Source organism: Jidongwangia harbinensis, from assembly GCF_020216025.1.
GTDB classification, from domain to species: domain Bacteria; phylum Actinomycetota; class Actinomycetes; order Mycobacteriales; family Micromonosporaceae; genus Actinoplanes; species Actinoplanes harbinensis.
The window spans coordinates 53,591-80,164 of record NZ_JAIWNC010000025.1; the positions used below are offsets into that span (position 1 = coordinate 53,591).

At 71.8% G+C, this 26,574-nt stretch carries 18 protein-coding genes and 1 pseudogene; 6 read left to right on the forward strand and 13 right to left on the reverse strand.

The window, feature by feature from the left end; genetic code table 11:
• Window positions 1-141 precede the first annotated feature (141 nt).
• Window positions 142-852, reverse strand: a complete 711-nt coding sequence (locus LDL48_RS43745) for a DivIVA domain-containing protein (protein ID WP_308016504.1) — start codon at window positions 850-852, stop codon at window positions 142-144.
• Between the two features lie 470 nt (window positions 853-1,322).
• Here LDL48_RS43745 and LDL48_RS43750 point away from each other — a divergent pair, with 470 nt between their 5' ends.
• Window positions 1,323-1,766 carry a DUF305 domain-containing protein gene (locus tag LDL48_RS43750; RefSeq protein ID WP_504786079.1) on the forward strand — a complete coding sequence of 148 codons (444 nt, stop codon included), beginning with the start codon at window positions 1,323-1,325 and terminating at the stop codon, window positions 1,764-1,766.
• Between the two features lie 99 nt (window positions 1,767-1,865).
• On the opposite strand, the pseudogene LDL48_RS27695 reads toward LDL48_RS43750, so the two are convergent.
• Together LDL48_RS27695 and glgX are read right to left on the reverse strand one after the other, a co-directional pair.
• Window positions 1,866-3,926, reverse strand: a pseudogene (locus tag LDL48_RS27695) (AGE family epimerase/isomerase); the annotation flags it as partial.
• Window positions 3,927-4,042: 116 nt separating this feature from the next.
• Window positions 4,043-6,166 (reverse strand): glycogen debranching protein GlgX, encoded by a 2,124-nt coding sequence (gene glgX / locus LDL48_RS27700; RefSeq protein ID WP_225258159.1) that lies wholly within the window; start codon window positions 6,164-6,166, stop codon window positions 4,043-4,045.
• Between the two features lie 131 nt (window positions 6,167-6,297).
• Here glgX and LDL48_RS27705 point away from each other — a divergent pair, with 131 nt between their 5' ends.
• Window positions 6,298-7,080: a bestrophin-like domain gene (locus tag LDL48_RS27705; protein WP_225258160.1), complete on the forward strand. Its 783-nt coding sequence runs from the start codon at window positions 6,298-6,300 to the stop codon at window positions 7,078-7,080.
• Between the two features lie 103 nt (window positions 7,081-7,183).
• On the opposite strand, the gene LDL48_RS27710 is transcribed toward LDL48_RS27705, so the two are convergent.
• The 3 genes from LDL48_RS27710 to LDL48_RS27720 all read right to left on the reverse strand — a co-directional run bounded on the left by LDL48_RS27710 (window position 7,184) and on the right by LDL48_RS27720 (window position 9,165).
• Window positions 7,184-7,528 carry an STAS domain-containing protein gene (locus tag LDL48_RS27710; RefSeq protein WP_225258161.1) on the reverse strand — a complete coding sequence of 115 codons (345 nt, stop codon included), beginning with the start codon at window positions 7,526-7,528 and terminating at the stop codon, window positions 7,184-7,186.
• Between the two features lie 92 nt (window positions 7,529-7,620).
• Window positions 7,621-7,797, reverse strand: a complete 177-nt coding sequence (locus LDL48_RS27715; RefSeq protein WP_225258162.1) for a hypothetical protein — start codon at window positions 7,795-7,797, stop codon at window positions 7,621-7,623.
• A 171-nt stretch (window positions 7,798-7,968) separates the two neighbouring features.
• Window positions 7,969-9,165, reverse strand: coding sequence for an MFS transporter (locus LDL48_RS27720; RefSeq protein WP_225258163.1), 1,197 nt, complete (start codon window positions 9,163-9,165; stop codon window positions 7,969-7,971).
• 352 nt (window positions 9,166-9,517) lie between these two features.
• On the opposite strand from LDL48_RS27720, the gene LDL48_RS27725 reads away from it, so the two are divergent.
• Entirely contained in the window at window positions 9,518-12,565 is a 3,048-nt protein-coding gene (locus tag LDL48_RS27725; protein WP_225258164.1) for an EAL domain-containing protein, read from the forward strand.
• Between the two features lie 7 nt (window positions 12,566-12,572).
• Here the strand turns inward: LDL48_RS27725 and LDL48_RS27730 are convergent, their stop codons facing one another.
• The 3 genes from LDL48_RS27730 to LDL48_RS27740 are packed head-to-tail and all read right to left on the reverse strand — an operon-like array spanning window position 12,573 to window position 16,225.
• Complete coding sequence (locus tag LDL48_RS27730; protein ID WP_225258165.1) at window positions 12,573-14,315, reverse strand: protein kinase domain-containing protein; 1,743 nt, start codon at window positions 14,313-14,315, stop codon at window positions 12,573-12,575.
• A 60-nt stretch (window positions 14,316-14,375) separates the two neighbouring features.
• Window positions 14,376-14,852: a nitroreductase family deazaflavin-dependent oxidoreductase gene (locus LDL48_RS27735; protein ID WP_225258166.1), complete on the reverse strand. Its 477-nt coding sequence runs from the start codon at window positions 14,850-14,852 to the stop codon at window positions 14,376-14,378.
• A 59-nt stretch (window positions 14,853-14,911) separates the two neighbouring features.
• Window positions 14,912-16,225, reverse strand: coding sequence for a serpin family protein (locus LDL48_RS27740; protein WP_225258167.1), 1,314 nt, complete (start codon window positions 16,223-16,225; stop codon window positions 14,912-14,914).
• Window positions 16,226-16,532: 307 nt separating this feature from the next.
• Here LDL48_RS27740 and LDL48_RS27745 point away from each other — a divergent pair, with 307 nt between their 5' ends.
• Entirely contained in the window at window positions 16,533-17,777 is a 1,245-nt protein-coding gene (locus tag LDL48_RS27745; RefSeq protein ID WP_225258168.1) for a CobW family GTP-binding protein, read from the forward strand.
• Window positions 17,778-18,269: 492 nt separating this feature from the next.
• Here the strand turns inward: LDL48_RS27745 and LDL48_RS27750 are convergent, their stop codons facing one another.
• On the reverse strand, window positions 18,270-19,733 hold the full coding sequence (locus LDL48_RS27750; RefSeq protein ID WP_225258169.1) for an MFS transporter: 1,464 nt from the start codon (window positions 19,731-19,733) through the stop codon (window positions 18,270-18,272).
• A 100-nt stretch (window positions 19,734-19,833) separates the two neighbouring features.
• Between LDL48_RS27750 and LDL48_RS27755 the strand changes: the two genes are divergently transcribed.
• Both LDL48_RS27755 and LDL48_RS27760 read left to right on the forward strand, forming a co-directional pair.
• On the forward strand, window positions 19,834-20,217 hold the full coding sequence (locus tag LDL48_RS27755; protein ID WP_225258170.1) for a MarR family winged helix-turn-helix transcriptional regulator: 384 nt from the start codon (window positions 19,834-19,836) through the stop codon (window positions 20,215-20,217).
• Window positions 20,218-20,330: 113 nt separating this feature from the next.
• Window positions 20,331-23,492 carry an SMP-30/gluconolactonase/LRE family protein gene (locus LDL48_RS27760; RefSeq protein ID WP_225258171.1) on the forward strand — a complete coding sequence of 1,054 codons (3,162 nt, stop codon included), beginning with the start codon at window positions 20,331-20,333 and terminating at the stop codon, window positions 23,490-23,492.
• 3 nt (window positions 23,493-23,495) lie between these two features.
• On the opposite strand, the gene LDL48_RS27765 is transcribed toward LDL48_RS27760, so the two are convergent.
• Genes LDL48_RS27765 through LDL48_RS27775 form a run of 3 tightly spaced genes read right to left on the reverse strand, consistent with a single transcriptional unit; the run spans window position 23,496 to window position 26,558 of the window.
• On the reverse strand, window positions 23,496-24,383 hold the full coding sequence (locus LDL48_RS27765) for a carbohydrate ABC transporter permease (RefSeq protein ID WP_225258172.1): 888 nt from the start codon (window positions 24,381-24,383) through the stop codon (window positions 23,496-23,498).
• Window positions 24,383-25,291 (reverse strand): carbohydrate ABC transporter permease, encoded by a 909-nt coding sequence (locus LDL48_RS27770; protein ID WP_225258173.1) that lies wholly within the window; start codon window positions 25,289-25,291, stop codon window positions 24,383-24,385. The genes LDL48_RS27765 and LDL48_RS27770 overlap by 1 nt, the downstream gene beginning before the upstream one ends.
• Before the next feature lie 7 nt (window positions 25,292-25,298).
• Entirely contained in the window at window positions 25,299-26,558 is a 1,260-nt protein-coding gene (locus LDL48_RS27775; RefSeq protein ID WP_225258174.1) for an ABC transporter substrate-binding protein, read from the reverse strand.
• Between the last annotated feature and the right edge of the window lie 16 nt (window positions 26,559-26,574).

The window sequence follows — 26,574 nt, forward strand, 5'->3', positions numbered from 1 at the left end:
CTCCAGAAGGTCGTGGGTCGTTGCCGTCCCCGGCAAGAGTGCCCAGACCGCGACCCGATATGCCCCACCGGACCGGCCGTGCCGCGACCCGCCCGGGAGTGCCGGTCCGATCGGGACGGCCACGCCGGCCACCGCGGCGGCTCAGCCGAGCTGGCGGCCCGCCGGTGCCTGGGTGGTGCCGTCCAGCTCCTGCAGCTGCTGGGTCAGGTGCCCGCCCAGCGCGGCCCGGTAGCTCTCCGCGAGCTGGCCCAGCCGGTCGAGTTCGTCCACCAGCGCGGCCCGCTTGGCGGCCAGGCCGGTCATCGACTCGGTGTGGTTGCGACGTGCGTCACCCTCCATCGCGCCGGCCTTCTGCTGCGCCTCGCGGGTGATCTGCGCCGACTTCTCGCGGGCGGCCGACAGCAGCGCCTCGGACTCCTGGCGGGCGTCGTGCATGTGGTCGTCCGCGGTCCGCTGCGCCATCATCAGCACGCCCGCGCCACCGTCGTCGTCACCGGAGAGGGCCGGGCCCGAGGCGGCGGCGTTGCGCGCCTGTCCGAGCTGGGCCTGTAGGCTGCGGGCGTTCTGTTCGGCCTGCGCGCGGGCCTGCTGCACGCGCTCCAACTGGGCGCTGACCGCGGCGAACTCGGCGTTCATCGCCATGGCCGAGGACGCGCCGGCGCCGCCGGCGCCGCCACCGCCGCCGTGCTGCATCTGGCCGCGGAGCACCTCGTTCTCCTCGAGCAGCCGGATCAGCTGGTTCTCGACCTCGTCGAGGAACGCGTCGACCTCCTCCTCGTCGTAGCCGCGCTTGCCGAGCGGCGGCTTCTTGAAGGCCATGTTGTGGATGTCAGCTGGGGTTAACGGCATCATGCTCCCTGGAAACTCTGTGCGACTGCGGCGTGCGGCCCGAAGCCTACGCAATGGACGAGGTGCGCCGCCTCAGGTCCGATGATGCGAAGTCACCGCAAGTCGCCGCCGGGCGGGCCGGACCGGGTCCCCGGCGCACCGGGCCGGCCGGCGGTGGCCGCCGAGGGCAGGCTGCCCGCCGCGGCGACAGCTTGGCCACGCCGACAGCATACGAGACGACCGCGCCGCCGGGCCGCGGACGGCTCGCTACGATGACCGCGATGAGTCACGCCGAGGTCCACCACAGCCCGTTCCTGTCGCGCATCGCACGGCTCACCACCACCGCCGTCGCCCTGGCCCTCGTCGGGGCCTGCGGCGGCACCGGCCACGGTGGTGCGGACGGCGACCACGGCGCCGCGGCCGCGCCGGCCGCGGCCGCGTCGACTCCGCCCGGTTCCCAGCACAACCAGGCCGACATCACGTTCGCCCAGGCGATGATCCCGCACCACCAGCAGGCGCTGGAGATGGCCGCGGCCGCCGAGACGAAGGCGACCGACCCGAAGGTCAAGGCGCTCGCCACCCGGATCAAGGGCGCGCAGGAGCCGGAGATCGACGAGATGACCAGCTGGCTGTCCGACTGGGCCGCCCCCGGCGCGTCCATGCCGGCCGGAGAGTCGCACGGCGACATGGGCGGCACCGGGCCGATGCCCGGCATGATGACCGCCGACGAGATGGCGGCGTTCACCGCCGCCACCGGCGCCGACTTCGACCGGATGTTCCTGGAGATGATGATCCGCCATCACCAGGGCGCGATCACCATGGCGGCGGCCCAGCGGCAGCAGGGCCTCAACCCCTCCGCGAAGGCGCTCGCCGAGGCGGTCGAACGGGAACAGGCCGCGGAGATCACCCAGATGCGCTCGCTGCTGGGCGCGAAATAGCCCGGACGGCCGCGGGGCGGCCCCCCCCCGCGGGGGGGCCGGCGCGGGGGCGGGCGGGGGGGCCCGGTGGCGGGGGGGGCCCACCGCCACGAGTTCCTGGTCCAGTTCGCTGGCGGCCAGTTCCTCGGCGACCTGCCCGCGCGCCCCGGTGACCGCCAGCCGGAAGTCGCGGTGCTGCTTGGCCATCGCGAGGTAGCGGACCGCCTCCGGGTCCAGGTAGACGAGTCCGTCCGCCTCCAGGACGACGGTCCGGGCGCCACCGTCCAGCGTGCTCTCGATCTGCTCGCGCAGCACGTTCAGGCGCTGGGCGCTGAGCGAGCCGGCCAGCGCGATCCGGGCCACCCCGCCCGACACCTCGAGCGTGTCCGCGCTGAACGTGCAGTCGGCGGCGACCAGGCGGACCCGTACCTCCGGGGCCTCGGTGCTGTGCGGCAGCGTGACGGTCAGCGCGTCGGCGTCGAAGTCGGCGTGCTCGTGGCCGTTCACCCAGACCTGCATGATCTTGACGGCCTTCGGCGGCAGCAGGTCCGGAGCGACCCGCAGCACCCCGCCGAACGCACCCGGTTCCGGCGTGAAGAACAGGTCCATCGGCTGCCGGCGGGTCTCCAGGTTGGCGTAGACCGCGGCGAGGTAGCCCAGCTCGGCGCTGTGGTACATGGCCATCGAGTGGGAACCCTTGCTGCGCTCGCCACCCAGGATGAACGGGTTGCCGTTGGCCAGCACGTTGAAGAAGACGCCGCCGGCCGCGGTGTCGAGCATCCACGCGTTGTAGAAGGCGGAACTCTCCCGGGCGTACTTGGCGTAGAGCGGTTCGTCGAACACCGCGTTGAGGATCTGGTAGGCCAGGATGCCCTGCTCCTGCTGCCACCACGCCTTACGGTCGTGCCACACCACCCGGTGGAAACGCTCGCCCGGCCCGGTGTGCCGTTCCATCATGTCGTACCAGCCGCCGCGCTGGGCGTCCATGCCGACGGCCGGCATCAGCTCGGCGATCTTCCGGGCGAACGCCACGTACTCCGCCTTCGGCCGCAGGCTGTTCACCCGGGTCAGGTTCCAGGCGATCTTCAGGTTGTGGCCGACGATGGCGCGGTCCTGCTGCTGGCCGTAGTGCCGGTCCGGGCTCCAGTCGCCGAAGAACTTCTCCTGCACGAACGGGCTGCTGTCGTAGTCCGGGAAGTGCTCGGTGATCTGGTCGCAGAGCGACTCCAGCTCGTCGGCGTACCTCGTCTCGCCGGTGGCCAGGAACAGATTGATGAGGTACGCGGGGATGTGGTCGCCGACCGAGTTCCAGTTCTTGCGGTCGGAGTTGGTCCGGATCCCGTCGTCCAGCGCGGGGCTCAGCGGGTCGAGCGTCACCGGGTCGATGTGCGAGTAGTAGCCGCGCCTCGGCGTACCGTCGGGATAGGAGGTCTTGTCCTCGAAGTGCCGGTGGAACAGGTTGATGGTCAGGTCGATGATCTCGCGCAGCTTCGGATCGCCGGTGATCCGGAAGACCTGGGTGAGCCCCGCCAGCGCGTAGACCTGTTCGTAGCACGGGATGGCGTCGAAGTCGTCGCCGAACTCGGAGGCGAAGACCTTGCGCTGGGTGCCGTCCGGCGCGAGCACCAGCGCGTGGTACCAGTACGCGATCTGCTCGGTGCGGTCCACGAAGCACAGGTTCTCGACGAGATAGTCGGCACCGGCCACGGCCGCGTCCCGGTACCGCCGGTTGCCGGACATCAGGTACGCGGTCGCCAGGCCGTACACCAGACGGGAGATGGTGTCGGTCTCCTGCCGCGCCGCGGCGGTCTTGGTGCCCTCCATGCTCAGGTCGGTGCGGTAGCCGCGATAGTCGAACGTGGTCGAACCGGGGCCGAACTCGCTGTCCAGATAGAAGTCGGCGAGCTTGCGGACCTGCTGGCCCCACCAGCTCGGCGACTCGAACTTGAACTCGTCGGCCGCCTTGCCGAACAACAGCACGTGCTTGGCCTCGAACGCGGTGCCCGCTTCCGAGTCGGCCGGGTAGAACACGCCGTAGACGTGCAGCAGCCGGCCGTGCTCCAGCATCGCCGGCAGCTGGCCGGTGGCGTCCAGGTACGCGTCACCGAGGTTGCGCAGCATCTCCGCGGTGGTGGTCGGGGTGAGCTGCACGACGAACGGGCGCCCGTCGGAGGTGTTCATCTCGAACCGCCCGTGCTCCGGGTCCGAGCCGATCACGTAGCCGGCGATGAGGTCGGAGAACGTGAAATCCAGTGTGTTGGGCACAGAGCCTTCTTCCGTCAGGCCGCTCAGCGCGCTCAGCGGCTGGGGCGGGACACCAGGACGACGACGCTGCGCCCCGATGCGGGATAGGTCGCGGTGTCCACGTCCGGCTCGGTGCCGGGCGCGGTGAGGTCGGCGCCCGCGGGCAGCGACGTGTCGATCGCCCGCGTCCACCGGCGGCCGGGCAGGGCCGGCAGCTCGAAGTCCAGCGGGTCCCAGTACATGTTCGCGATGACGTGCAGGTCGGGATCGCCGTCGAGACCGCCGAGCGTGCACGCCAGGGTCCGGGCGTCCGGGTCGGTCCAGTCCGGTGTGGACAGCCGGGTGCCGTGCCAGGTGAGGTCCGGCGTGCCGCCGTCGACCGCCAGCCCGGTGTAGAACGTCGGCTGCCGCAGCGTGCGATGGGTACGCCGGAACGCGATCAGCCGCTGCCAGAACGCCAGCAGGTCCGCGTTCGTGCCGGTCAGCGACCAGTCCAGCCAGCCGATCTCGTTGTCCTGGCAGTAGGCGTTGTTGTTGCCGTGCTGGGTGCGGCCGATCTCGTCGCCGGCGACCAGCATGGGCACGCCCCGGGAGAGCAGCAGCAGGCAGGCGAAGTTCTTCATCTGCCGGTCCCGCAGCGCCCGGACGGCCGGATCGTCGGTGTCGCCCTCGACGCCGCAGTTCCAGCTCAGGTTGTCGTCGTTGCCGTCCCGGTTCCCCTCGCCGTTGGCCTCGTTGTGTTTCTGGTCGTAGGACACCAGGTCGGCCAGCGTGAAGCCGTCGTGGCAGGTGATGAAGTTGATGCTGTTGGTCGGCCGGTGCCCGCGACTCTGGTACAGGTCGGCGCTGCCGGTGAACCGGTCCGCCACGTCACCGGTGAGGCCCGGCTCGCCGCGGACGAACCGGCGCATGGTGTCGCGGTACCGGCCGTTCCACTCGGCCCAGCGGTACCCGGGATACCGGCCCACCTCGTACGCGCCGGCCGCGTCCCACGCCTCAGCGATGATCTTCGTGTCGGCCAGCGTGTCGGACAGTTCGATCTGCCACACCACCGGCGGCTCGTCCAGCACCTCGCCGTGTATCCCGCGGGTGAGTACCGCGGCCTCGTCGAACCGGAAGCCGTCGACGTGCATCTCCCGGACCCAGAACTCCAGGCACTCCACGATCATCTTGGTGACGATCGGGTGATTCGCCATCAGCGTGTTGCCGCAGCCCGAGTAGTCGTAGTAGTACCGCGGGTCGGCCGGGTCGAGGTAGTAGTAGTTGGGGTTGTCCAGCCCGGCGAACGAGAACAGCGGCCCGAGGTGGTTGCCTTCGTCGGTGTGGTTGAAGACCACGTCCAGGAGCACCTCGATGCCGGCCGCGTGCAGCGCCTTCACCATGTCGCGGAACTCCCGCAGGTGCCCGCCGGCCTCCGGGCCGACGCAGTACCCGGCGTGCGGCGCGAAGAAGGCCGCCGTGCTGTAGCCCCAGTAGTTGGTGAGGCGGTGACCGTCGACCGTGCGCGCCTCGCTGTCGTCGAAGTCGAAGACCGGCAGCAGTTCCACCGCGGTGACCCCGAGCTCCCGCAGGTACGGGATCTTCTCCACCAGGCCGGCGAACGTGCCCGGCCGCGCCACCCCGGCGGACGGCGAGCGGGTGAACCCGCCCACGTGGGTCTCGTAGATGACGAGGTCCTCCATCGGGCGGCGCAACGGCTCGTCACCGGCCCAGTCGTAGTCGCCGGTGGACACCACCACCGAGCGCAGCGACGTCGCGGCGTTGTCGCCGGGCCGGCACGCGGCGCCGCGGTTCCACAGCGTCCGGTCGATCCCCCGCGCGTACGGGTCGATCAGCACCTTGTCCGGGTCGAACCGCAGTCCCGGACCGTCCTGCGGCCCGAACACCCGCAGCCCGTAGAACGCGGGCGCGCGCAGGCCCTGGACCTGCACGTGCCAGATCGCGAACGTGCGGTTCCGCTCCGGGTCGAGCGTGATGATCTGGTACGGCACCGGGGAGTCGTGGCGCTCGAAGAGCAGCAGCTGCATCCCGCCGGCGTGTTCGGAGAAGACGGCGAAGTTGACGCCGTCGGCGTTCGGATGCGCGCCGAGGGGATGCGACGCGCCCCGCTCGGTGTGGTGCGGTGGAGGGCCGGCGTCGGCGGGTGCCAGCACCGGTTCCGCTGCCTGCAGGCTCATCGTGACCTCCTCGGTGGCCAATGGCGAACGTAGCAACGCGTTCACGTTCCGGACGCGGATTGCCGCATTCGGCCGGAGAACGCCCCACCCGCCCCCTACCGTGAGGTGACCGTCGGGGAATCGGAGCACCTGTGGAACTGTGGCTCGTGCGGGACGTGCCCGCGTGGCTGGTCGCCACCGTGCTGATCGTCGGCCTGCCGGCGCTCACGCTGGCCCTGGACGTCCTGATCCACCGGACCATGCCGCACCGCCGGCTGGGCCCGCACAACGAGGTCACCGGCGTCATCGTCTCGATCGTCGGGGTGGCGTACGCGATCATCATCGGCCTGTGCGTGGTCTCCCTCTGGGAGGCCTACACCGCCGCGGAGAAGACCGTCCGGGACGAGGCGGTGACGCTGACCGCCCTGGTGCCGACCAGCGCCGTCTTCGGCCCCGAGACCCAGCAGACCATCACCGACGAGATCATCCGGTACGAGACGGACCTGGTCGCCGACTGGCACAGCCGGCACGCGCAGGGCACCGAGCGGCAGCGCACCGCCGACCTCGACCGCCTCGCCACCACCGTCGGCGCCCTGCGGCCCACCACGGAGGCCCAGCGGTCGTTCGTGCTGGAGGCGATCGAGCGGATCGGCCAGGCCGAGGAGTACCACCTCGACTCCGACGCCCTGGCGGACGACCAGCGCATGTCGCAGGTGATGTGGCTCGGAGTGCTGATCTCCACGGCCGCGATCCTTGGCATGTGCCTGCTGTTCGGCCTCGACGACGGCGTCCTGCGGCGCATCCTGCTCGCCCTGTCCAGCGCGGTGATCGCGACGAACCTGTTCCTCGTCATCCAGATGAACTACCCGTACTACGGCTCGTTCGCGGTCACGCCCACCGCGTACGAGCACGCGATCGAGGACCTGCGCCGGTAGGGTCCCGCGGCCGCGTGAACCGGCCGTGACCGGGCAGCCGGGTGTCCACCCGCCGTCCGCGTACGGGCCACGCTCGGCCCGGACCGCCGGAGCCGGACCGTGGTCAGCCGGGAGGGACCGCGCCGGCCGCCGCGTTCCGGAGCCGGTGCGCCGCGACCCCCGCGGCGGTGAGCTGGCTCGCGATGGTGGCCGAGGGGTTCTCGATGAACACCGCGACGTGGTGGTCGTCGCCGAGATGGCAGGCGGCGGCGACCGTGCCGAGGCTGATCGAGTCGAGGTGGGACACCGCACGCAGATCGACGACCAGCCGGGACGGGCGGAGGCGCCGGACCGCGTGCACCAGCGTGCCGCGGAGCCCGACGGCATGCTCGGCACTCAGGTCCCCGAGGGGCCGGATGGTCACGGTGTCATCCGGGCCGGTGGTCACGGTGACCGGTTCGACAGACATCGCACCTCCTTCGGCAACCCGCCGTTATCCGGACCGTCAGAATAGGGCGGTGCCGATGCCCCGTCGACCACCCGGCCGGAGAGTTCACCTGGTCACGGGCGGGTCACGACGGCGGCCACGAGCACGGCGACGGCGGCGGCGACGCTGACCGTCAACGCCACGGCGGTCACCCGGCGGTTGCGGGCGGGGTGGGCGGTCAGCATCCGGTCCTGGGCCAGCCAGGTGGCGGCGCCGAAGGAGAGCAGGACGGCGATCTCGGCGAGCAGCACGGCGGCTCCCTCAGTCGGCGGTGTCCCGGCCGGCGGCGAGCACCGGCCGGGCGATGAGCCGCCGGCCGGCAGCCGACGGTCACACCCCCATCGTCCGGCCGCCGGCCGGGGCCGGCGAGCCGGGTGCGGCCCGCTCACCAGGTATTCAGTCGAGCGCCACTTAACCGTCGCTTACCCGGAGCGTCGCGTCAGCCGGCCGGCGCGCCGGCCCATCGTGGGTTCGGTCAAGGCGACGCCGAAGGCGACCAGGCTGAGCACCGCGCCGGCCAGCGCGGTGGTGCGGACGCCGCCGCTCAGCAGCACGCTGCCCACCAGGGCGCCGGCCATGATGCCGACGTTGAACGCCGTCGAGGTGCCGGCCGCGGCCATGTCGGTGCTGCGCGGCGCCACCTGCAGAACCCGGCCGCCGAGCGCGGCGGCCATCCCGGCCAGGGCGAGGCTGGACACCGAGGTGGCGACGACCGTCGCCCACGTCGACGTCGCGAACACGAACTGGCCCGCCAGCGCGCCGGCCTGGACGCCGATCAGCACGGTCATGGTGGACCAGCCGTGCCGGTCGACCAGCAGGCCGGCGAGGACGACCCCGGCCAGTCCGGCGACGCCGCGCGCCAGCAGCACCGGCCCGACCGACGACTCGGCGAAGCCGGTCACCTCGGTCAGGAACGGGGTGATGTACGTGAACGAGGCGAACGCCCCGGTCACCGCGAGCGTCGTGGTCACCACCAGCACCCGGTACCGGCCGCGGTCCGGCGCGGTGCCGTGGTCGGCGCCGTTCTGGCCGGCCGGGACGTCCGGCATGAGCCGGGCGACGACCGCCAGGATGACCAGCCCGAGGCCGCTGAGCACGAGGAACGACACCCGCCATCCGGTCTGCTGCCCGAGCCAGGTACCGGCCGGCACACCGACCAGCGGCGCCAGGGAACTGCCCGCGAACAGGACCGAGACCACCCGGCCGCGCCGGTCGGCCGGGAACAGGGCCGCCGCGGCCGGGGTGACCACCGCCCAGAAGACCGCCTGGGTCAGCGCGACCCCGACCCGGGCGCCGAGCAGCGCCGGATAGTTGGAGGCCAGCGCGGACGCCGCCGTGGCCAGGGCGTACAGCCCGAGCAGGGCGATCAGCAACCGGCGCCGGGCGACCCGCCGGGTGAGGCGGGTCAGCGGGATGGTCGCGACCACCACGACCAGGGCGTACGCGGTGACCAGCAGGCCGACGGCGGAGACCGGGACGCCGACGCCCTGGGCCATCTGCGGCAGCAGTCCGATCGGCAGCGTCTCGGTGGTCACGTAGAGGAACGTCGACAGGGAGAGCGCGGCCAGCACCGGTCCCCCGCCCGTGCTCCCGCGGGTCCGTCGCCTGGCGTCGATCATCCGGCCACGCTACGACGGCGGCGATCAACATTCATCTCGGCGGCGCCGGCCCGACCGTCCACTGCGGATCCGTCACGTCACGATTTGGCATAGGCCTGAGATTTCCGGGAGCATGTCCGGCAGACTCCCCCGCGATGTTATGCCGACCCCAGGTAATCCGGTGCGGTTTCCGGGAACTCGCCATTCGGCGGAGGTGGTCCGCTACCATCGCCCGCGCGGAAAAGACAGATCTGCCGGTGCGCCCAAGCCCAAGCGCGGACGGCTTTTCCACCATTACGATCTGTTACGGCACGGCGGTTCCGGACGGGCGGGCCGCGCTGCCGTTCAGCGCGGCGCCGGAGGGGACTCGACCATGACGCAGGGACCGGCCATCGGCGTCCTCTCGCCATGGTTCGGCGGCACGTATTTCGGCGGGCTCCTGGGCGGAATCATGCCGAGGGTCGCGGCGGTGAACGGCCGGCTCGTGGCGATCCAGACGCTCGACGCCGGCACCTATTCCACCGACTACGCGGAACCACCACCATTCCATCACCGGGTGGCTTGGGAACACGTACACGGATTCATCGTCTTTCTGAATGCGGCGAACACCCGCTATCTGCAGGCCGCCAAGGACCAGGGCCGCCCGGTCGTGATCATCAGCGACGATCCGGCCGACCTGCGCTGCCCGACGGTCTTCCCGGACAACCATTCCGGTGTCCGCGCGGCCACCGCACACCTGCTGGAACACGGGCACCGCCGGATCGCCTTCGCCGGCCACGTCATTCAACAGGACATCCGGGAGCGGCACGAGGCGTACGCGGAGACGTTGCTCGCGTACGGCATCACCCCCGACCCCAGCCTGCTCTTCGACACCGGTGACATGCAGGAGTCCGGCGGCGAGCTGGCGGCCCGCGCCATGCTGGCGGCCGGGCTGCCGTCGACCGCGGTCGTCGTCGGCAACGACCCGAACGCGATCGGACTGATGCGGACGTTGACCGAGGCCGGCTGCGACCTGCCCACCGACCAGGCGGTGATCGGCTTCGACGACCTGCCCGGCACCGCGTACCTGACGCCCAGCCTCACCACGGTCCGGCAGCCGCTCGGCGAGGTCGGCGCGCTCGCCGTCGACCTGCTCAGCCGGCTGCTGGACGGCGAGGCGGTGCCGGCCGAGCGGCACCGGGTCCCGACCACCCTGGTGGTCCGCGAGTCCTGTGGCTGCCCCGGGCCGCTGTCGCTCACCACCATCAACTCCGACGCGCCCCGCACCGTCCGGGACACCGAGGAACTGCTCGCCACCATCTGCGCCGAGCTGGAGCTCGCCGCGCCGGAGGTACACCAGGGCGTACGCTCCGCGGAACTCGCCTTCTCGGCCAAGAGCATCACCGTCGCGCTCCGCGACGCGGTGGCCGGCAGCCGGACCATGTCCGGCCTCGAGTTGCGGCGTGCGCTGTTGCCGATCTCGGATCGGGTGGACAGCTACGAGAGCGTGGTCACCGTGATGCGGCTGATCCGCGACCACGGCCGGTCCCTGCAGGTCGCCACCGGCACGACCGAGGACACCGTGGTGACCCGGCGGGTAGAGGACGCGATCTACCAGATCTTCGTGCAGCTGGCCCAGGCGCAGTCCTCGCTGCAGGCCGCGTACGCCAAGTCGACGATGTCCGCGCTCGGCACCCAGTACCTGGTGAGCATGCAACTGCTGCGCAGCCAGGAGCGGGACCCGCGGTCGCTGGACTGGCTGCGCACCACCGACATCAGGGGCGGCTGCCTGGGGCTCTGGCCGGTCCGTTCCGGCCGGGCCGACCAGTCCTGCCTGGACGTCATCACCACCTTCGACCGCGCCGCCGACGGCCACGTCACCGGCGGCAGCACCGCCGTCGAGCTCTTCCCCCCGGCCGACGTGACCGCCATGGCGGACATCGCGGCCGGCGACATGCTCTACATCGCGCACCTGAAGGTGGGCAGCGCCGACTGGGGCATGCTGGCGCTGGTCGGCCCCATCGAGGCCACCCTCGCCGAGGGCCGGGAGACGATGAACCAGTGGGCGGCGTTGCTCAGCGTCGCCCTGGAGCACGACGCCGTCCTCAACACCATGCGCGAGCAGGAGGAGTACCTGCGCCGCGCGGCCCTGTACGACGAGCTGACCGGCCTGCCGAACCGGGCGCACTTCCGGGACCGGCTGACCGTCGCGATGGCCCGGGCGGCCCGGCGCCCGGCCAACTGCTACGCCGTGCTGCTGCTGGACCTGGACGGCTTCAAGCTGGTCAACGACAGCCTCGGGCACGAGGCGGGCGATCTGTTGCTGCAGGAGGTGGCCCGGCGCCTGGTGGTGAACCTGCGGCCCACCGACACCGCGGCGCGCCTCGGCGGCGACGAGTTCGCCGTCCTGATCGAGGACTTCGAGAACCCGCAAGCGCCGCCGGCCCTGGCGGAACGGCTGCAGGAGATGTTGTCCGCGCCGTACCACCTGGCCGGCACGGACGTCATGGTCTCGGCGAGCATCGGCATCGCTCCCGGCGCGGACGGCTACGCCGACACCCAGGCGGTGATGCGCGACGCCGACGCGGCGATGTACTACGCCAAGTCCCGGGGCAAGCGGGCGCACGCCGTGTTCGCGCCGTCCATGCACGAGTCGGCCGTCAACCGGCTGCAGATCCAGGGCGACCTGCGGCACGCGCTCGACAACGACGAACTACGGCTCTACTACCAGCCGATCGTCGAATTGAGCACCGGCCGGGTGAGCGGCGCCGAGGCGCTGATCCGCTGGCAGCACCCGACCCGGGGGCTGCTGGCACCGGGCGAGTTCCTGTCCGTGGCCGAGGAGAGCCACCTGAGCCTGCGACTGGGCAACTGGGTGATGCAGGAGGCCTGCCGGCAGGCGCGGGAGTGGCGCGGCGAGGTGGGCGGCCGGTCGTTCCGGATGAGCGTCAACGTGTCGAACCGGCAGTTCTGGCACAGCCGGCTGATCGACGACGTCCGTCGCTGCCTCGACGCCGGCGCCGTCGACCCCGGCGGCCTGGTGCTGGAGATCACCGAGGGCGTCATCATGTACGACGTGAAGCTGGCCGCGGAGATGCTGACCACGCTGAGCGGCATGGGCATCCAGATCCACATCGACGACTTCGGCACCGGGTACTCGTCACTGCAGGCCCTCCAGGACCTGTCCTTCGACGCGCTGAAGATCGACCGTTCCTTCATCTCCCAGCTGACCACCAGCCCGCGCAGCAAGGAACTGGTCCGGACGATCGTCACGATGGGCCGCAACCTGAACCTGGACATCGTCGCCGAGGGCATCGAGGAGCCCGCGGAGCTCGAGGCGGTGCGCGACCTCGGCTGCACCCACGGCCAGGGCTACCTGTACTCCCGGCCGGTGCCGGCCGACGCGTTCACCGCCTACCTCGAGGCCCGCCGCAGCCGCTGACCGGCGCTCACCAGGCGACGGTGCCGTGCGCGCTCGGCTGCAGCGTGCCGAGCCGCAGCGAACTCATCGTGATGTCGCTGCGGGTGGGCGGCGGGAAGCCCTCCAGCGCGGCGACCACCCCGGTCGCCGACTCCTCCAGGCTGCCGCGCAACGTGTTGCCGACCGGGCAGTCCGAAGTGTCCCGGTCGCAGGCCTCCCACTTGATGCCCTGGAACGCTCCCCCGCCCGGCCTGAGCACCATGTCGGCCGCCTTGTCCGGTTCGTCGACGGACCGGGTCGGCACCCGCACCCGCTCGTCCGCGGCGTTGTACAGGCCGACGTGGACGCGGCCCTCGACCCGGCAGGCGGAATCCGACTCGTTCACCACCGAGACGATCGCCTTCTGGGTGCCGGGCGCGGTCGGATTGTCGCTCTGCGCGATCACCGTCACGCGGGTGTCCGCGCTGCGGCACCGCCGGGGCGACGGAGCCCCGGGCGCGGCGGTGACCTCGACCGGCCCGTCGTCGGGTTCGGCCCGGCCGCCGGTCTGCTCGTCGCCGGACGGCGGGGCGGTGGTCCGGCCCGTCCCGGGCGGTGCGGCGCTCCGGGTGGGCGGCACGCTGCCGCCGGACGGTGGTACGGCGGAGGGCGCCGAAGCCGCGGCCGACGGCGCGGCGGCCCGCCCCGCCCCCGGTTCCGCGTCTGCCCCCAGCAGCAGGTCCCGCGTCGGCGTGAACGCCAGCGCGGCGGCCAGCGCGGTGCCGAGCAGGGCCACCGCGGCGAGAACCGGTGCGGTCCGCCGCCACCGCCGCGAGCCGACGCCGGCGCTGTGCCGCGCCGGCGCGGCCGGCCCGATCTCCGGTGCCGTCCGCGCCGCGGAATGCTGTGCGGCCCGGGCCACCCGGCGCAGTTCCGGGCGGCCGGCCAGGCCGTCGGCCGCCGGCGCGCCGACCGCACCCGCGGCGAGCAGCAGGTCGAGCAGTTCCTGCGCGGTGGGCCGGTTCTCCGGGCGCTTGTCGAGCGTCCGCGCGACCAGGCCGCGCAGCGGTTCCGGCAGGCCACGCAGGTTCGGTGGCTGGGTGAGGATGGTCGCGGCCGTCGCCACCGGCGAGTCACCGGCGAACGGGGTACGGCCGGTGCCGGCGTAGGTGACCACGGCGCCCCAGGCGAACACGTCCGCCGCGGGGCCGACCGGCGGGCCGGAGCCGTTGTCGAAGCGCTCCGGTGCCATGTAGGCGACGGTCCCCACCATCTGGTCGGTGCCGGTGTGCTGGCTGGTCGCCTCGAACGCCCGCGCGATGCCGAAGTCGATCACCTTGGGCGTACCCAGCGAGAACAGCACGTTGCGCGGCTTCAGGTCACGGTGGATGACGCCGGCGCCGTGGATCGCGGCCAGGGCGGTCGCCACCCCGACCGCCACGCTGTACAGGTTGCCGCCGGTCAGCGGCCCCTGGTCGGCGACGACCTCGGCCAGGCTGGGGCCGTCCACGTACTCGACGACCAGGTACGGGGTCTCGTGCTCGGCGTCGGCGTCGAGGAGCTCGGCGGTGCAGAACGGCGGTACCTGCCGGGCCCGGGTGACCTCGCTGCGGAACCGGGCCCGGAACTCGTCCTCGTACGCGTACTCCCGCTTGATGACCTTGATCGCCACCGGCCGGGACGCGGGGTCGCGGCCCAGGTAGACCGTGCCCATTCCGCCCTCGCCCAGGCGGCTCTCCAGGCGGTAGACGCCGAGCCGGCGCGGGTCGGTCGGCCGCAACGGTCCCCGCATCAGGGAACCCGTTCGCCGGTCGGGTCGCTGAACATCGGTCGAACAGTACTACGGTGCCGATCACGGCTGTCGGGTCAGCCGGAAGATGCGGATGTCCCGGTCGCCGACCCGCTCGGTGTAGGCCGGGTACGCCGGCCAGATGGCCACCAGGATCGCCCAGAGGCGGTCCCGCTCGGCGCCGGTCACCACGCTCGCCCGGACCCGGAACTCCTCGGCGCCGAGGTGCACGGTGGCCTCCGGGTGCCGGATCAGGTTCGCCGACCACGCCGGGCGCGCCGGATCGCCCCAGTTCGTGTCGATCACCACCAGGTCGGCCCCGTCGCGGCCGTACAGCAGCATGTGCCGCCGCGGCAGGCCGCTGCGCGCACCCACCGTGGTCAGCTGCATCAGCGGCAGCAGCCACCGGCCGCCCAGCGGCGAGAACCGGCCCCGGGTCCGCTGGTACACCCACCGGTCGACCGGCACCAGGCGGCGCACCACCCTGGGGAACCACGTGCGGCTGGCGAGCCTGGTCGCGAAACGGAGCACCGACGGCATCGGGACAGTGTGCCCGATCATCGGCACGGTCCGGCGACCCGCCGGACCGTGCCGACGGCTCAGGCGGGACCGGTGGACAGCGGGTCGTGGACCCGGCCGATGAACAGCGGCAGCCCGCTGGACTGCTCGTTGATGATGTACAGGAACGGCCGGTCGGCGAAGAAGCTGGGACCCTGCGGGATGGACGGCGGCCGGACGATCACGGCCGTCGCGGCGGCCGCCTCGGTGCCCTTCTCGTCCACCCCGATGAACGTCTGGTGCACCACGTTGTCGATGCACAGGTTGTCCCCGGTCAGGCCGGAGAAGTCGGCCCGGTCCGTGAACGCGGTGGGCATGCCGAGCTCGGACAGGGGGGCGCGCAGCTCGGCCGGCTGCCGGACGGTCCATCGGGGCAGCCGCAACAGGACGTCCTCGTACCGGAACCCGCGCAGCAGGGACCCGAGCCAGGCTCCGTCCAGTTTGGCCTCCAGCCCGGCGAGGTCACCGGAGGTCGGCATCACGATGGCCATGGCCAGCGGGGCACCCTCGTACGGCACGTTGACCGCGCGCCAGCCGTCGCCCTCGAGGTAGCCCATCCGGTTGAACGGCCCGGCCATCATCGGCACCTCGACGACCTGGCCGTCGTCGCGGGTGAACGGCGCCGGCCTGGTGGACGCGAGCGGGAACGGGTACGTCCAGGCGGCCTTGAGGTAGATCGCGTTGGTGAGGACCAGGCTGGTGTCGGACCGTACCGCGCCGAACGCCAGCAGCTCCGGGATCCGCGCGTTGGTCCGGTCGGACACCCAGGCGTTGATCTCCTCGCGGGCCGCCTCCGGCGCGGACTCGAAGTCCACCGGATGCTCGGCGGCACCGTAGTAGCCGGCCAGGGTCTCCAGGAAGGCCGGCTTCGGGTCCACGTCGAGCCGGGTCCACAGGGCGTTCGCGGTGGTCAGCAGCGGACGCTTCTGCCCGTCGCCGTCCCGGTGGCCGGCGATGAGGAGCTGGTCGACGGTGTTGAGCCCGGAGTCGAGCGCGCCTGGGCGCGGTTCCGGCGCGTGCAGCACGGCGTCCATCTCGTCCGCCGTGGTGGCGACCGCGCCGGCCCGGGTCATCGCGAGCGCGAGCGCGACCGAGAACGGCGCGCACACCACGTTGCTGCCCGCCCCGGACGAGGCCAGCTTCCGGTAGAGGTCGGCGGTGAAGCTCCGCACCGCGGCCACGGCGGGTTCGGCCGACGCCGGCTCGGGAGGCACGCGTACCGGTTCGGGCGGATCGGACGGGGCGAGGCCGCCGGACAGTCCGACCGGCTGCAGCGCCGGTGACTGGTGCGGGGCGGCAGTGAGGGCGGCGGCACCGAGGGGCACCGTGAGCAGAACCGATCTACGCGACACCATGCAGCGACAGTAGGACCGTCCGGGGTGGACACACCAGGGGCGGGCCTGCCCGCACGCCCGAAATCTATCGATGTTCACCAATGTTCTTTACTAACGAACCCTGACTACCGGAAGATTTCCGAAACTTTTGGAGCCGCGCCGGACGGCCCGCGGTCGCGGCCCGCCGGCACGCATACGGGGTAGCCGATCCGGCGCGCCGCCGGCCCGCCGAACTCCGGAACTTTCGGCGGCGAAGCCGACCCGGCATGCTTTGTTGGAAATGATTTTCGTTGTACGGTGGCCCGGTGATGACCAACCGAGGCCAGTCATGAGTTCGCCCACCCGCACCAGCTCGCCGGCGGCGCCGGTGGACCGGCGTCCCCGGGTCACCGTCCTCGCCGGGTTCTCCGCCGAGGCCACCGCCGCCGTCGGGCGCAGCCTGCTGGTGACCGACCGGCGGCTCCTGCTGGTCTCCCACGACGTGCGCCGGATCCGGGACGGCCTGGTACGCCGGACCGTGCGCAGCGCCGACGCCGTCCTGGAGAACGAGGCCGTCGAACTGGTCCACGGCTGCGTGTCCTGCACCCTCCACGAGGACGTGCTGCCCACGCTGATCCGGCTGGCCCGGCAACGACCGGACAGCGACCTGCTGCTCGCCCTGCCGCCGGTGATCGAGCCGGAAGCGCTGGCCACCGCCTGCCGGCACGCCGGCGCGGCCGAGACACTGCGCTTCGACTCCTACGTCACCGTGGTCGAGGCGGCCGGCTTCCTCGACGACATCAGCAGCACCGACGACCTGCGCGACCGCGACCTGCACGCCGCCGACGGGGACCGCCGCGGCGTCGCCGACGTGGTGGCCCGCCAGGTCGAGTACGCCGACACCATCGTGGTCTGGGGCCGCCCGCAGTACGACGTCCTCGACGACGCCCGGCTCACCGCGCTGCTGCACCGCCTCGCGCCGTGGGCCACCCACCTGCGCGTCGGCGACACCGAGACCATCGACTGCACCGCCCTCGCCGCCCGCCTGCGCCGCACCGGCCGGCACGACCCGGAGACCCCGGGCATCCTCGGCCGCGCCCTCGCCGGCTTCCCCATCGGCATCGACGACCCCGGCGGCGACCACGGCGCCAACTCGGTGCTGTTCCGGTCCCGCCGCCCGTTCCACCCGGGCCGCCTGCACGCCGTGCTGGACGACCTGACCGGCGAGTCGCTGCGCGGGCGCGGTCACCTGTGGATCGCCAGCCAGCCGGACACCGTGATCGGCTGGGAGTCCGCCGGTGGCGGCATCCGGCTGACCGGCCTCGGGCACTGGCTCGCCGCCCAGCCGGCCGAGGCGTGGGACGAGGCGAGCGACCTGCGGCGGCTGGCCGCCGACCTGGACTGGGACCCGTACTACGGTGACCGGCGTACCGTCCTCGCCCTGATCGGCCTGCGCCTGGACGCCGGCACGGTCACGGCGCGGCTGACCGGCTGCCTGCTCACCGACGCCGAACTCGCCGACGGGTTCGCGGCGTGGGCCGCCCTGCTGGACCCGTTCGCGGGCCTCTTCGGACCGGCCGGCACGCCCGCCTAGGCGCAGCCGCGACGGTGGTGGTGGTGGTGGTGGTGGTGGTGGTGTTGTTGTTGTTGTTCCACTGGAGCGCACCAGTGGTACACCAGCGTCGGTATGAGCACCCGATAACGACCGTGGTGTTCCACTGAGGCGATCTCGGCGAGGGCGCTCGGGTGAGTGGTGAGGTGCGGCTCCGGGCGCCCACGCGGCGCGGATCTCGGAGCCGGGAGTGGATGTGGGTGTCGGGGCGTCCGCTGGAGGGCGTCTGCGCGCCAAGATCAGAGCAAGCCTCCAAGATCTATCAGGGAGGCGCGCACCACCCGCTGATCAATCAGTGGAACGCCACCGTCGTTATAGCGCGCCCGAGACGACGCTGGTGTGCCACTGGAGCGCTCCAGTGGCACACCAGCGCTGCTATGCGGGGCTCGTAACAGCCGTGGTGCACGCCCCGCCTCTCCGGTGCGGTGCGGGGCGCACCCGGCCGGCCGGCGTACGCCCCGCCGCGCCCGCAGGTCAGCGGTGCCGCCCCCGCACCGCACCGAGCAGCGGGATCACGTTGAGCAGCAGTCCGACCACCGCCACACCGGTGACCAGGTTGACTCCGGGGTGGAACTGGCTGAAGTCGGCGACGCCGGTGGGTGTGTCGTCGGCGATCAGGGCGGTGAGGACCGCGAGGACCAGCGCGGCGCCGACCTGTCCGGAGGTGTGCACCAGGCCGGAGGCCAGGCCCTGCTCGGAGTCGGCGATGCCGTGCGTCGCCTGGGCCATGATCGAGCTGAAGCCGAACGCGAACCCGCCGCCGAGCAGCAGCATGGTGGGCAGCACGGTCACCAGGTAGCTCGGCGCGTCGCCCGCGGTGAGCAGGAACCACGCGTATCCCAGCACCAGCGACGTCATCGAGCTGATCAGCAGGCGCGGGGTTCCGTACCGGTCGATGAGGCGGCCGACGAACGGCGAGCCGAACGCCACCAGCAGCCCGGCGGGCAGCAGCGCGAGGGCCATCTTCAGCGGGGACCAGCCGAGGACGTTCTGCAGGTAGAGCGTCATCATGAACTGGAAGCTGAGGTACGAGCCGAACAGCGCGACCATGCTGAGGTTGGCGCGCACGACCGTGCCGATCCGCAGGATGCCGAGCCGGATCAGCGGGTGTGCGATCCGGCTCTCGGTGACCAGGAACGCGGCCAGCAGCGCGACGGCCGCGGCGGCGGAGCCCAGGGTGACCGGGTCGAGCCAGCCGCGGTCCGGCGCGGACACCACGGTGTACACCGCCAGCAGCATTCCGGCGGTGAGCGTGGCCGCGCCGACCAGGTCGTGCCCGCCGTCGGCGGCCGGACGGTCCCGGGGGATCAGCGCGATGCCGGCGACCAGCGCGGCCAGTGCCAGCGGCACCGGGATGAGGAACGTCCACCGCCAGCCGACGCTGGTGAACAGGCCGCCGAGGATCAGTCCGGAGGAGTAGCCGCTCGCGCCGAAGACGGAGAACACCGCCAGGGCGCGGTTGCGGGCGGGGCCCTCGCGGAACGTGGTGGTCAGGATGGACAGCGCGGTCGGTGCGGTGAACGCGGCGGCGAGGCCCTTGACGAAGCGGGTGGCGATGAGCAGGCCGCCGTCGTCGACGAGCCCGCCGACCAGCGACGCCGCGGCGAAGACGCCGAGCGCGGTGAGGAAGACGGTGCGGCGCCCGAGCAGGTCCGCGGTACGCCCGCCGAGCAGCAGCAGGCCGCCGTAGCCGAGCACGTAGCCGTTGACGATCCATTGCAGTGACGTGGTGGAGAGGCCGAGTTCGGCACCGATGGACGGCAGCGCGACGCCGACCATGGAGACGTCGAGTCCGTCGAGGAACAGCACGCCGCAGAGCACCGCCAGGACGCCCCACAGGCGCGGGGTCCACCGCTGTTCGTGCTGGTGGGTGGCGGGTGCCGGAACGGCCGGAGCGGTACGGGTCGCCGTCGCGTCGACGACTTCTGGGATAGTCACGCGGCGAACTTATATGCGTCTGCATTAGTTGTCGACGCATAGTATGCGTGTGCAAATAATTCAGGTGCATCTACCGTCGCGGCGGACTAGGATGCGGCACATGACCTCCGAGCCGGCCCTGCTGAACCGCTGGCGGACGCTTCTGGCCAGCTACAACGCGGTCGCCGCGCAGCTCGAGCGCGCTCTGCAGGACGCGCACGGCCTCACCATGGGTGAGTTCGAGACGCTCGACCGGCTCGTCGCCGTCTCCTGTGAGAAGCGCCGCATGCAGGATCTTGCCGCGGACATGTACCTCAGCCAGAGCGCGCTGTCCCGCACCGTGGCCCGGCTGGAGAAGGGCGGCCTGGTCCGCCGCACCCTCTGCGAGGACGACCGCCGCGGGGTCTTCGTCACGGTGACCGAGGACGGCCTGCGACGGCACGCCGACGCCCGGGTCACCCACCGCGCGATCCTCGCGGAGCACCTCGACGCCTCCGCCGCCTGACCGGCCGAACGCGAACCGCACCGCCGCCCCGATCTCCGACCGGCCGCCCGGGGCGGCCACATTGATCGGCTATATTTGCCGCCGTCGATGCATCAAGGTCGGGAGAGTTCCGCATGTCCGTTCGCCGGTGGGCCGCGTCGGCCGCCCTCCTTGTCACGCTCGCCGGCGCCGGCGCCGTGTCGATCGCCACCGCCGGTCCGGCGTCCGCCGTGACGCTGCCGGCCGGCTTCACCGAACAGGTCGTCCAGACCGGGCTCGACCAGCCGATGAACATCGAGTTCGCCCCGGACGGCCGGGTCTTCGTGGCCGAGAAGGCCGGCCGGATCAAGGTCTTCGACAGCCTGGACGACGACACCGCCACCGTGTTCGCGGACCTGCGGCCCACCGTGCTGAACCTGCACGACCGGGGCCTGCTCGGCCTGGCCCTGCACCCGGAGTTCCCCGCCCAACCCTGGGTGTACGTGCTCTACACCCTCGACGCACCGCCCGGGGAGACCGCGCCGTACTGGAACGACTCCTGCGCGTCCGTGGGCGGCATCAGCTCCGGCCGGTGCGTGGCCACCTCGCGGCTGTCCCGGCTGCGGGCCGACGGCGACGTCGCCACCGGTGACGAGCAGGTCCTGGTCGAGGGATGGTGCCAGCAGCTGCCCAGCCACTCGGTCGGCGACCTGCGCTTCGGCCGGGACGGCGCGCTGTACGTCACGCACGGCGACGGGGCCAGCTCCGACGTCGTCGACTACGGCCAGGTCGGCCGGAACGCGGCGTACCGCAACCCGTGTGGCGACCCGCCGGCCGACACGATGACCCCGCCGACCGCCGAGGGTGGTGCGCTGCGGTCGCAGGACGTGCGTACCCCGGCCGATCCGACCGACCTCAACGGCGCGCTGCTGCGCCTGGACCCGGAGACCGGCGCGGCCGCCACCGACAACCCGGCCGCCGACAGCACCGACCCCAACACCCGCCGCATCGTCGCCTACGGCCTGCGCAACCCGTTCCGCTTCGACATCCGGCCGGGCACCGACGAGGTGTGGCTGGCCGACGTCGGCTGGAACACCGCCGAGGAGATCAACGTCGTCACCGACCCCACCCGGACCACCAACTTCGGCTGGCCCTGCTACGAGGGACCGGACCCGCAGGCGGGGTACGACGGCGCCAACCTCGACCTCTGCGAGAGCCTCTACACCGACGGCGGCCAGACCGACCCGTTCTACCACTTCCGGCACACCGACAAGGTGGTGCCCGGCGAGCCCTGCCCCAGCGGCGGCTCGGCCTGGTCCGGCGTCGCGTTCTACCCGGCCGGCGGGGGCGCCTACCCCGCCGAGTACGGGGGTGCGGCGTTCCTGGCCGACTACACCCGCAACTGCATCTGGGCGATGCTGCCGGACTCCCCCGGCGGCGCGCCGGACCCGGACAACCTGCGGACCTTCGCCGCCGCCCCGGCCCACCCCGTCGACCTGGCGATCGGACCGGACGGCGACCTCGTGTACGTCGACCCGGCCGGCACCATCCGGCGGATCGCGTTCACCGGCGCGGCGCCGACCGCCGTGGCGTCCGCGACGCCGACCGCCGGCGACGCACCCCTGGAGGTCCGCTTCGACGGCACGAAGTCCACCGACCCCGAGGCCGGTGAGCTGAGCTACGCCTGGGACTTCACCGACGACGGGACGGTCGACGCCAGCACCGCCACCGCGACGCACACCTACGTCGAGGAGGGCACGTACACCGCCCGGCTCCGGGTGACCGACGACGACGGCAACACCGCGACCGCGACCGCCGACATCCAGGTGGGCAACTCCGCGCCCACCGCGAGGATCGACAGCCCGGAGGCCGGCACCACCTGGCGGGTGGGCGACACGCTCAGCTTCGCCGGCCGGGCCACCGACCGGGAACAGGGCGAGCTGCCGCCCTCGGCGCTGCGCTGGCAGCTGGTCCAGCACCACTGCTACACACTGGACAACTGCCACGAGCACGTGGCGCAGACCTGGGACGGGGTGGCCGGCGGTTCGTTCACCGCCCCGGACCACGAGTACCCGTCGTACCTGGAACTCGTGCTGACCGCCACCGACGCCGGTGGGCTGCGGCACGTCAGCCGTACCCGGCTCGATCCGAAGACCGTGGAACTCACCTTCGTCAGCGACCCGCCCGGGCTGCAGGTGTCCGTCGGCAGCACCGCGCAGCGGACGCCGTTCACCCGGACCGTGATCCAGAACTCGGCGAACTCGGTGAGTGCCGTGACGCCGCAGACGGTCGGCGACGACGTGTACACGTTCGATGAGTGGTCCGACGACGGCGCGCAGAGCCACGTGCTGACCGCGCCGACGACCGCGACGACCTACACGGCACGGTTCCAGGCCGCGCCGCGGGCGGCCACTCCGGCCACGGCGGCGTGCACCCCGGGCACCGTCTACGGAGACCCGCTGCCGGCGGAGACGTCGACCGCCACCCGCATCCCGGGCCGGTTCAACTTCCTCGAGGGGCCGGTGTGGGTCGCCGAGCAGAACCGGTTGCTGGTGTCCGACATGCAGCCCGCGTCCGGGGCACAGGGCGTGCAGCCCTCGGTGATCCGGGCCCTGACGCTGCCCGGCACGTTCTCGGTGTTCGCGGCCGCCGGCGGCAGCAACGGCCTGGCCCGCGGTGCGGACGGCGGCACCCTGCTCGCCGCGACCCACGACCAGCGCAGCGTGTCCGCGTACGACCTCACCGGCGGCGGCCGGACCGCGGTGGCCGAGACGTTCGAGGGCCACCGGTTCCAGTCGCCGAACGACCTGACCACCCGCTCCGACGGGACCGTCTACTTCACCGACCCCACGTACCAGCGCGGTAACCGCACCGACGAGATGGGCGGCCGGACCGGCGTGTACCGGGTCCACGACGGTGCCGTCACCCTGGTCGACGGCACGCTCACCCAGCCGAACGGCATCGTCCTGTCGCCCGACGAGAAGACGCTCTACGTGGCCGCCGGGAACACCGTGTACCGGTACCCGGTGCTGGCCGACGGCAGCACCGGGGAGCGCGCCGTGTTCGCCACCGTGCCCAGCGGGGACGGTGCCACGGTCGACTGCGCCGGCAACCTGTACTGGACGTCGCACACCGAGGGCCGGGTGCACGTGCTGGCACCGGACGGCCGGACGCTGGGCACGGTTGCGGCCGGCACCAACGCGACCAACGCGGCGTTCGGCGGACCCGACGGCCGGACGCTGTTCGTCACGTCCGGCACGTGGGGCGACTACGGCGTCTACCGGATCGACCTGAACGTGCCGGGCCTGCCGTACTAGCGGTCAGCGGTTCGGGGTGCCCTGCATGATGCCGGTGATGATCCGGCGGCCCAGGAAGAAGAAGACCAGCAGCAGCGGGATGGTGGCGATGAAGGCACCGGCGAAGGCCAGGGAGAAGTCCCCGGCGTAGCCGCTGGACAGGGACGACAACGCCACCTGCACGGTCGGGTCGTCCGGGTTGAGCGCCACCAGCGGCCAGAAGAAGTCGTTCCACGAGTTCATGAACGTCAGGGTGGCGAGCACCGCCGCGGCCGGGCGGGCGGCCGGGCGGACCACGTACCAGAGCACGCCGGCCGTGGTGCAGCCGTCCGCCCGGGCCGCCTCGATCAGCGTGGTCGGTACGGCGGTCCGCAGGTACTGCGTCATGAAGAACACCCCGAAGCCGCTGACCATCGACGGCACGATGACCGCGGGCAGCGTGCCGACCAGCTGGAACTTGGCCATCAGCAGGTAGAGCGGGATGATCGCGATCTGGGTGGGGACCATCATCGTGCCGATGATGATCAGCAGCAGCACGTTGCGCCCGCGGAACCGGAGCTTGGCGAACGCGAACCCGGCGAGCGTCGAGAAGAAGACCACGCTGATCGTGATGGTGCCGGAGACCAGGAAGCTGTTCACCAGTGCCCGGGTCATCAGCCCGGTGCCGAACGCGCGTTCGATGTTGTCGAACAGGTTGCCGCCGGGGAACAGCGGCGGCGGCATCTGCGCGACCACCGAGTTGTCGTGCGACGCCACGACGATCGAGTAGTAGAACGGGAACGCCGAGAAGAACACCAGCGCCAGCAGGCTGAGATAGGTGAGCCGGCTGGGCTGGTGGCGCAGGAAACCGCGGCGCCGGGACGGGCGCCGCGCCGGCGTGGCGGTCCGGCGTGGGGGCGAGACGACGGCCATCAGTGCCTCCGGATCCGGCCGAGGAACAGGTAGTTGATCGACGCGGCGATCACGATCAGCGCGAACATCAGCCAGGAGGCGGCCGAGGCGTAGCCGAACTCCCAGCGGTTGAAGCCCACCTCGTACAGGTAGAGCGACAGCGTCTGGAACTGCCGGTCCGAGCCGCCGGAGATCGATCCGCCGCCGAAGAGCAGGGGCTCGGCCAGCACCTGCATGCCGGCGATGGTGGAGATGATCACGGTGAACACGATCGTCGGCCGGATCGCCGGCACGGTGATCATGCGGAACTGCTGGAACGAGGTGGCGCCGTCCAGGGACGCGGCGGCGTACAGGTCCTTGGGCACCGCCTGCATGGCGGCCAGGTAGATGAGGGCCGTGTAGCCGGTCCAGCGCCAGACGATCATCGTGGCGATGGCGATCTGCGAGGACGCCTGCCCGGCCTGCCAGTCGATCTTGCCGAGCTCGAACAGGCCCAGGAACCAGTTGATCATCCCGTAGTCGCGGCCGAACAACTGCCCGAAGATGATCGTCACGGCCACCACGCTGGTGATGTTCGGCAGCAGGGCGCTCATCTGCCAGAACCGCGGCGAGCGCAGTCGCTGGTTCAGCGCGTACGCGAGCAGCAACGCCAGCAGCAGCTGCGGCACCATCGACAGCACCAGGATCTGGGCGGTGTTGAGCACCGCGTTCCAGAAGGTGTAGTCGCTGAACAGCCGCCAGTAGTTGTCCAGGCCGATCCACTGGTGCGTCTCGGCCAGGAAGTCCCAGTCGAAGAAGGACACCCAGGCGGTGTAGATCAGCGGAAAGGCCCCGAACACCCCGAACAGCAGGAAGAACGGAAGAACGTAGAGGTACGGCGAAGCCTTGACGTCCAACCGGTGGTAACGACTACGACGACGACGAGCCACGCCTCTCCTAACTCAGGACCTCAACCTCGCGCAGCACTTTGCGCCAGGATTCGTCGGGGGTGTCCCGGCCCTGCTCGACCCGGCTGAGGCCGTTGATGATCCGGGTGGCGATCTCGCCGGTGCGCGGGCCGATGTACTGCGGTTCGAGTCGGGTCACCGAGGTGGCGAAGAACCGGCCGACCGGCGCGTTGTTGAAGAACGGGTTCCGGAAGTCCTTGATCACCGGGTCCTTGTACAGGCTCACCGTGGACGGGAAGTTGCCGCTGGCCCGGAACACCGCGGCCTGCTGCTGGGGCGCGGTGAGCCAGACGGCCAGCGCGGCGGCCTCGGCCGGGTGTTCGGTCTGCTTCGGCACGGTCAGCCAGGAGCCGCCCCAGTTGCCGCCGCCGCCCGGGACCGTCGCCACGTCCCACTGGCCGGCGGCGTTGCGGGCCTGCTCCTGGATCAGCGTCATCATCCAGGACGGACATGCCAGGGTGGCGAAACTGCCCTGGGCCAGGCCGGCGTTCCAGTCCGAGCTGAACGCCACCAGCCGGGCCGACAGTCCCCGCTCCAGGGCCTGCGCGGACAGGTCCCAGGCCTTCTTGACGCTGGGATTCGTGCCGACCACGATCGAGTCCGGGCCGTCGTAGAGGCCGACCTCCTGCTGGCCCAGCACCGAGCGGAACATCGAGGTCGGGCCGTCCATCCAGCCGACGTCCGGCACCTGCTGCTTGAACCGGGCACCGGTCTCGATGTACTTCTCCCAGCTCGGCCAGAGCTTGGCGACCTCGGTCCGGTCGACCGGCAGTCCGGCCCGGGTGAACAGGTCGCGGCGGTAGCACATCGCCATGCCGCCGACGTCGGTGCCGAGACCGATCACCCGGCCGTCGGCCGACGTGCCGAAGTTCCACTTCCAGTCCGGCCAGCCGGACTTGAGCGTGGCGGCCCCGTACGTGTTGAGGTCGATGAACCGGTTCGGGGCCGCGGTGAACTGGCCCAGCCAGCCCTCCTCGACCGCCTCGACGTCCGCCGCGCCGGTGTTGGTGGCCAGGTGCGCGGCCAGGTTCTTGTGGTGGTCCTCGGCGCGGGTGACCCGCTCCACGATGCGGATGCCGGGATTCGCGGCCTCGTACTCGCGGTACAGCTGGTCGTACCCGAACTCGCCGAAGGTGCCCACGGTGAGCCGTATCCGGCCGTCGTCGGAGTCACCGCAACCGGCCAGCGGCGCCGGGAGAACGAGCGCGACGAAGGTGCAGAGGAACACTCTCAGGCGTCGACTTACCACTAAGAGTTGCCTTTCC

What these genes read in the sequence shown, in the direction of transcription:
- LDL48_RS43745 (WP_308016504.1), bottom strand. Translation starts at nt 852, where the DNA reads ATGATGCCGTTAACCCCAGCTGACATCCACAACATGGCCTTCAAGAAG.
- LDL48_RS43750 (WP_504786079.1), top strand. Translation starts at nt 1,323, where the DNA reads ATGATCCCGCACCACCAGCAGGCGCTGGAGATGGCCGCGGCCGCCGAG.
- glgX (WP_225258159.1), bottom strand. Translation starts at nt 6,166, where the DNA reads ATGAGCCTGCAGGCAGCGGAACCGGTGCTGGCACCCGCCGACGCCGGC.
- LDL48_RS27710 (WP_225258161.1), bottom strand. Translation starts at nt 7,528, where the DNA reads ATGTCTGTCGAACCGGTCACCGTGACCACCGGCCCGGATGACACCGTG.
- LDL48_RS27720 (WP_225258163.1), bottom strand. Translation starts at nt 9,165, where the DNA reads ATGATCGACGCCAGGCGACGGACCCGCGGGAGCACGGGCGGGGGACCG.
- LDL48_RS27725 (WP_225258164.1), top strand. Translation starts at nt 9,518, where the DNA reads ATGACGCAGGGACCGGCCATCGGCGTCCTCTCGCCATGGTTCGGCGGC.
- LDL48_RS27730 (WP_225258165.1), bottom strand. Translation starts at nt 14,315, where the DNA reads ATGCGGGGACCGTTGCGGCCGACCGACCCGCGCCGGCTCGGCGTCTAC.
- LDL48_RS27735 (WP_225258166.1), bottom strand. Translation starts at nt 14,852, where the DNA reads ATGCCGTCGGTGCTCCGTTTCGCGACCAGGCTCGCCAGCCGCACGTGG.
- LDL48_RS27740 (WP_225258167.1), bottom strand. Translation starts at nt 16,225, where the DNA reads ATGGTGTCGCGTAGATCGGTTCTGCTCACGGTGCCCCTCGGTGCCGCC.
- LDL48_RS27745 (WP_225258168.1), top strand. Translation starts at nt 16,533, where the DNA reads ATGAGTTCGCCCACCCGCACCAGCTCGCCGGCGGCGCCGGTGGACCGG.
- LDL48_RS27755 (WP_225258170.1), top strand. Translation starts at nt 19,834, where the DNA reads ATGACCTCCGAGCCGGCCCTGCTGAACCGCTGGCGGACGCTTCTGGCC.
- LDL48_RS27760 (WP_225258171.1), top strand. Translation starts at nt 20,331, where the DNA reads ATGTCCGTTCGCCGGTGGGCCGCGTCGGCCGCCCTCCTTGTCACGCTC.
- LDL48_RS27765 (WP_225258172.1), bottom strand. Translation starts at nt 24,383, where the DNA reads ATGGCCGTCGTCTCGCCCCCACGCCGGACCGCCACGCCGGCGCGGCGC.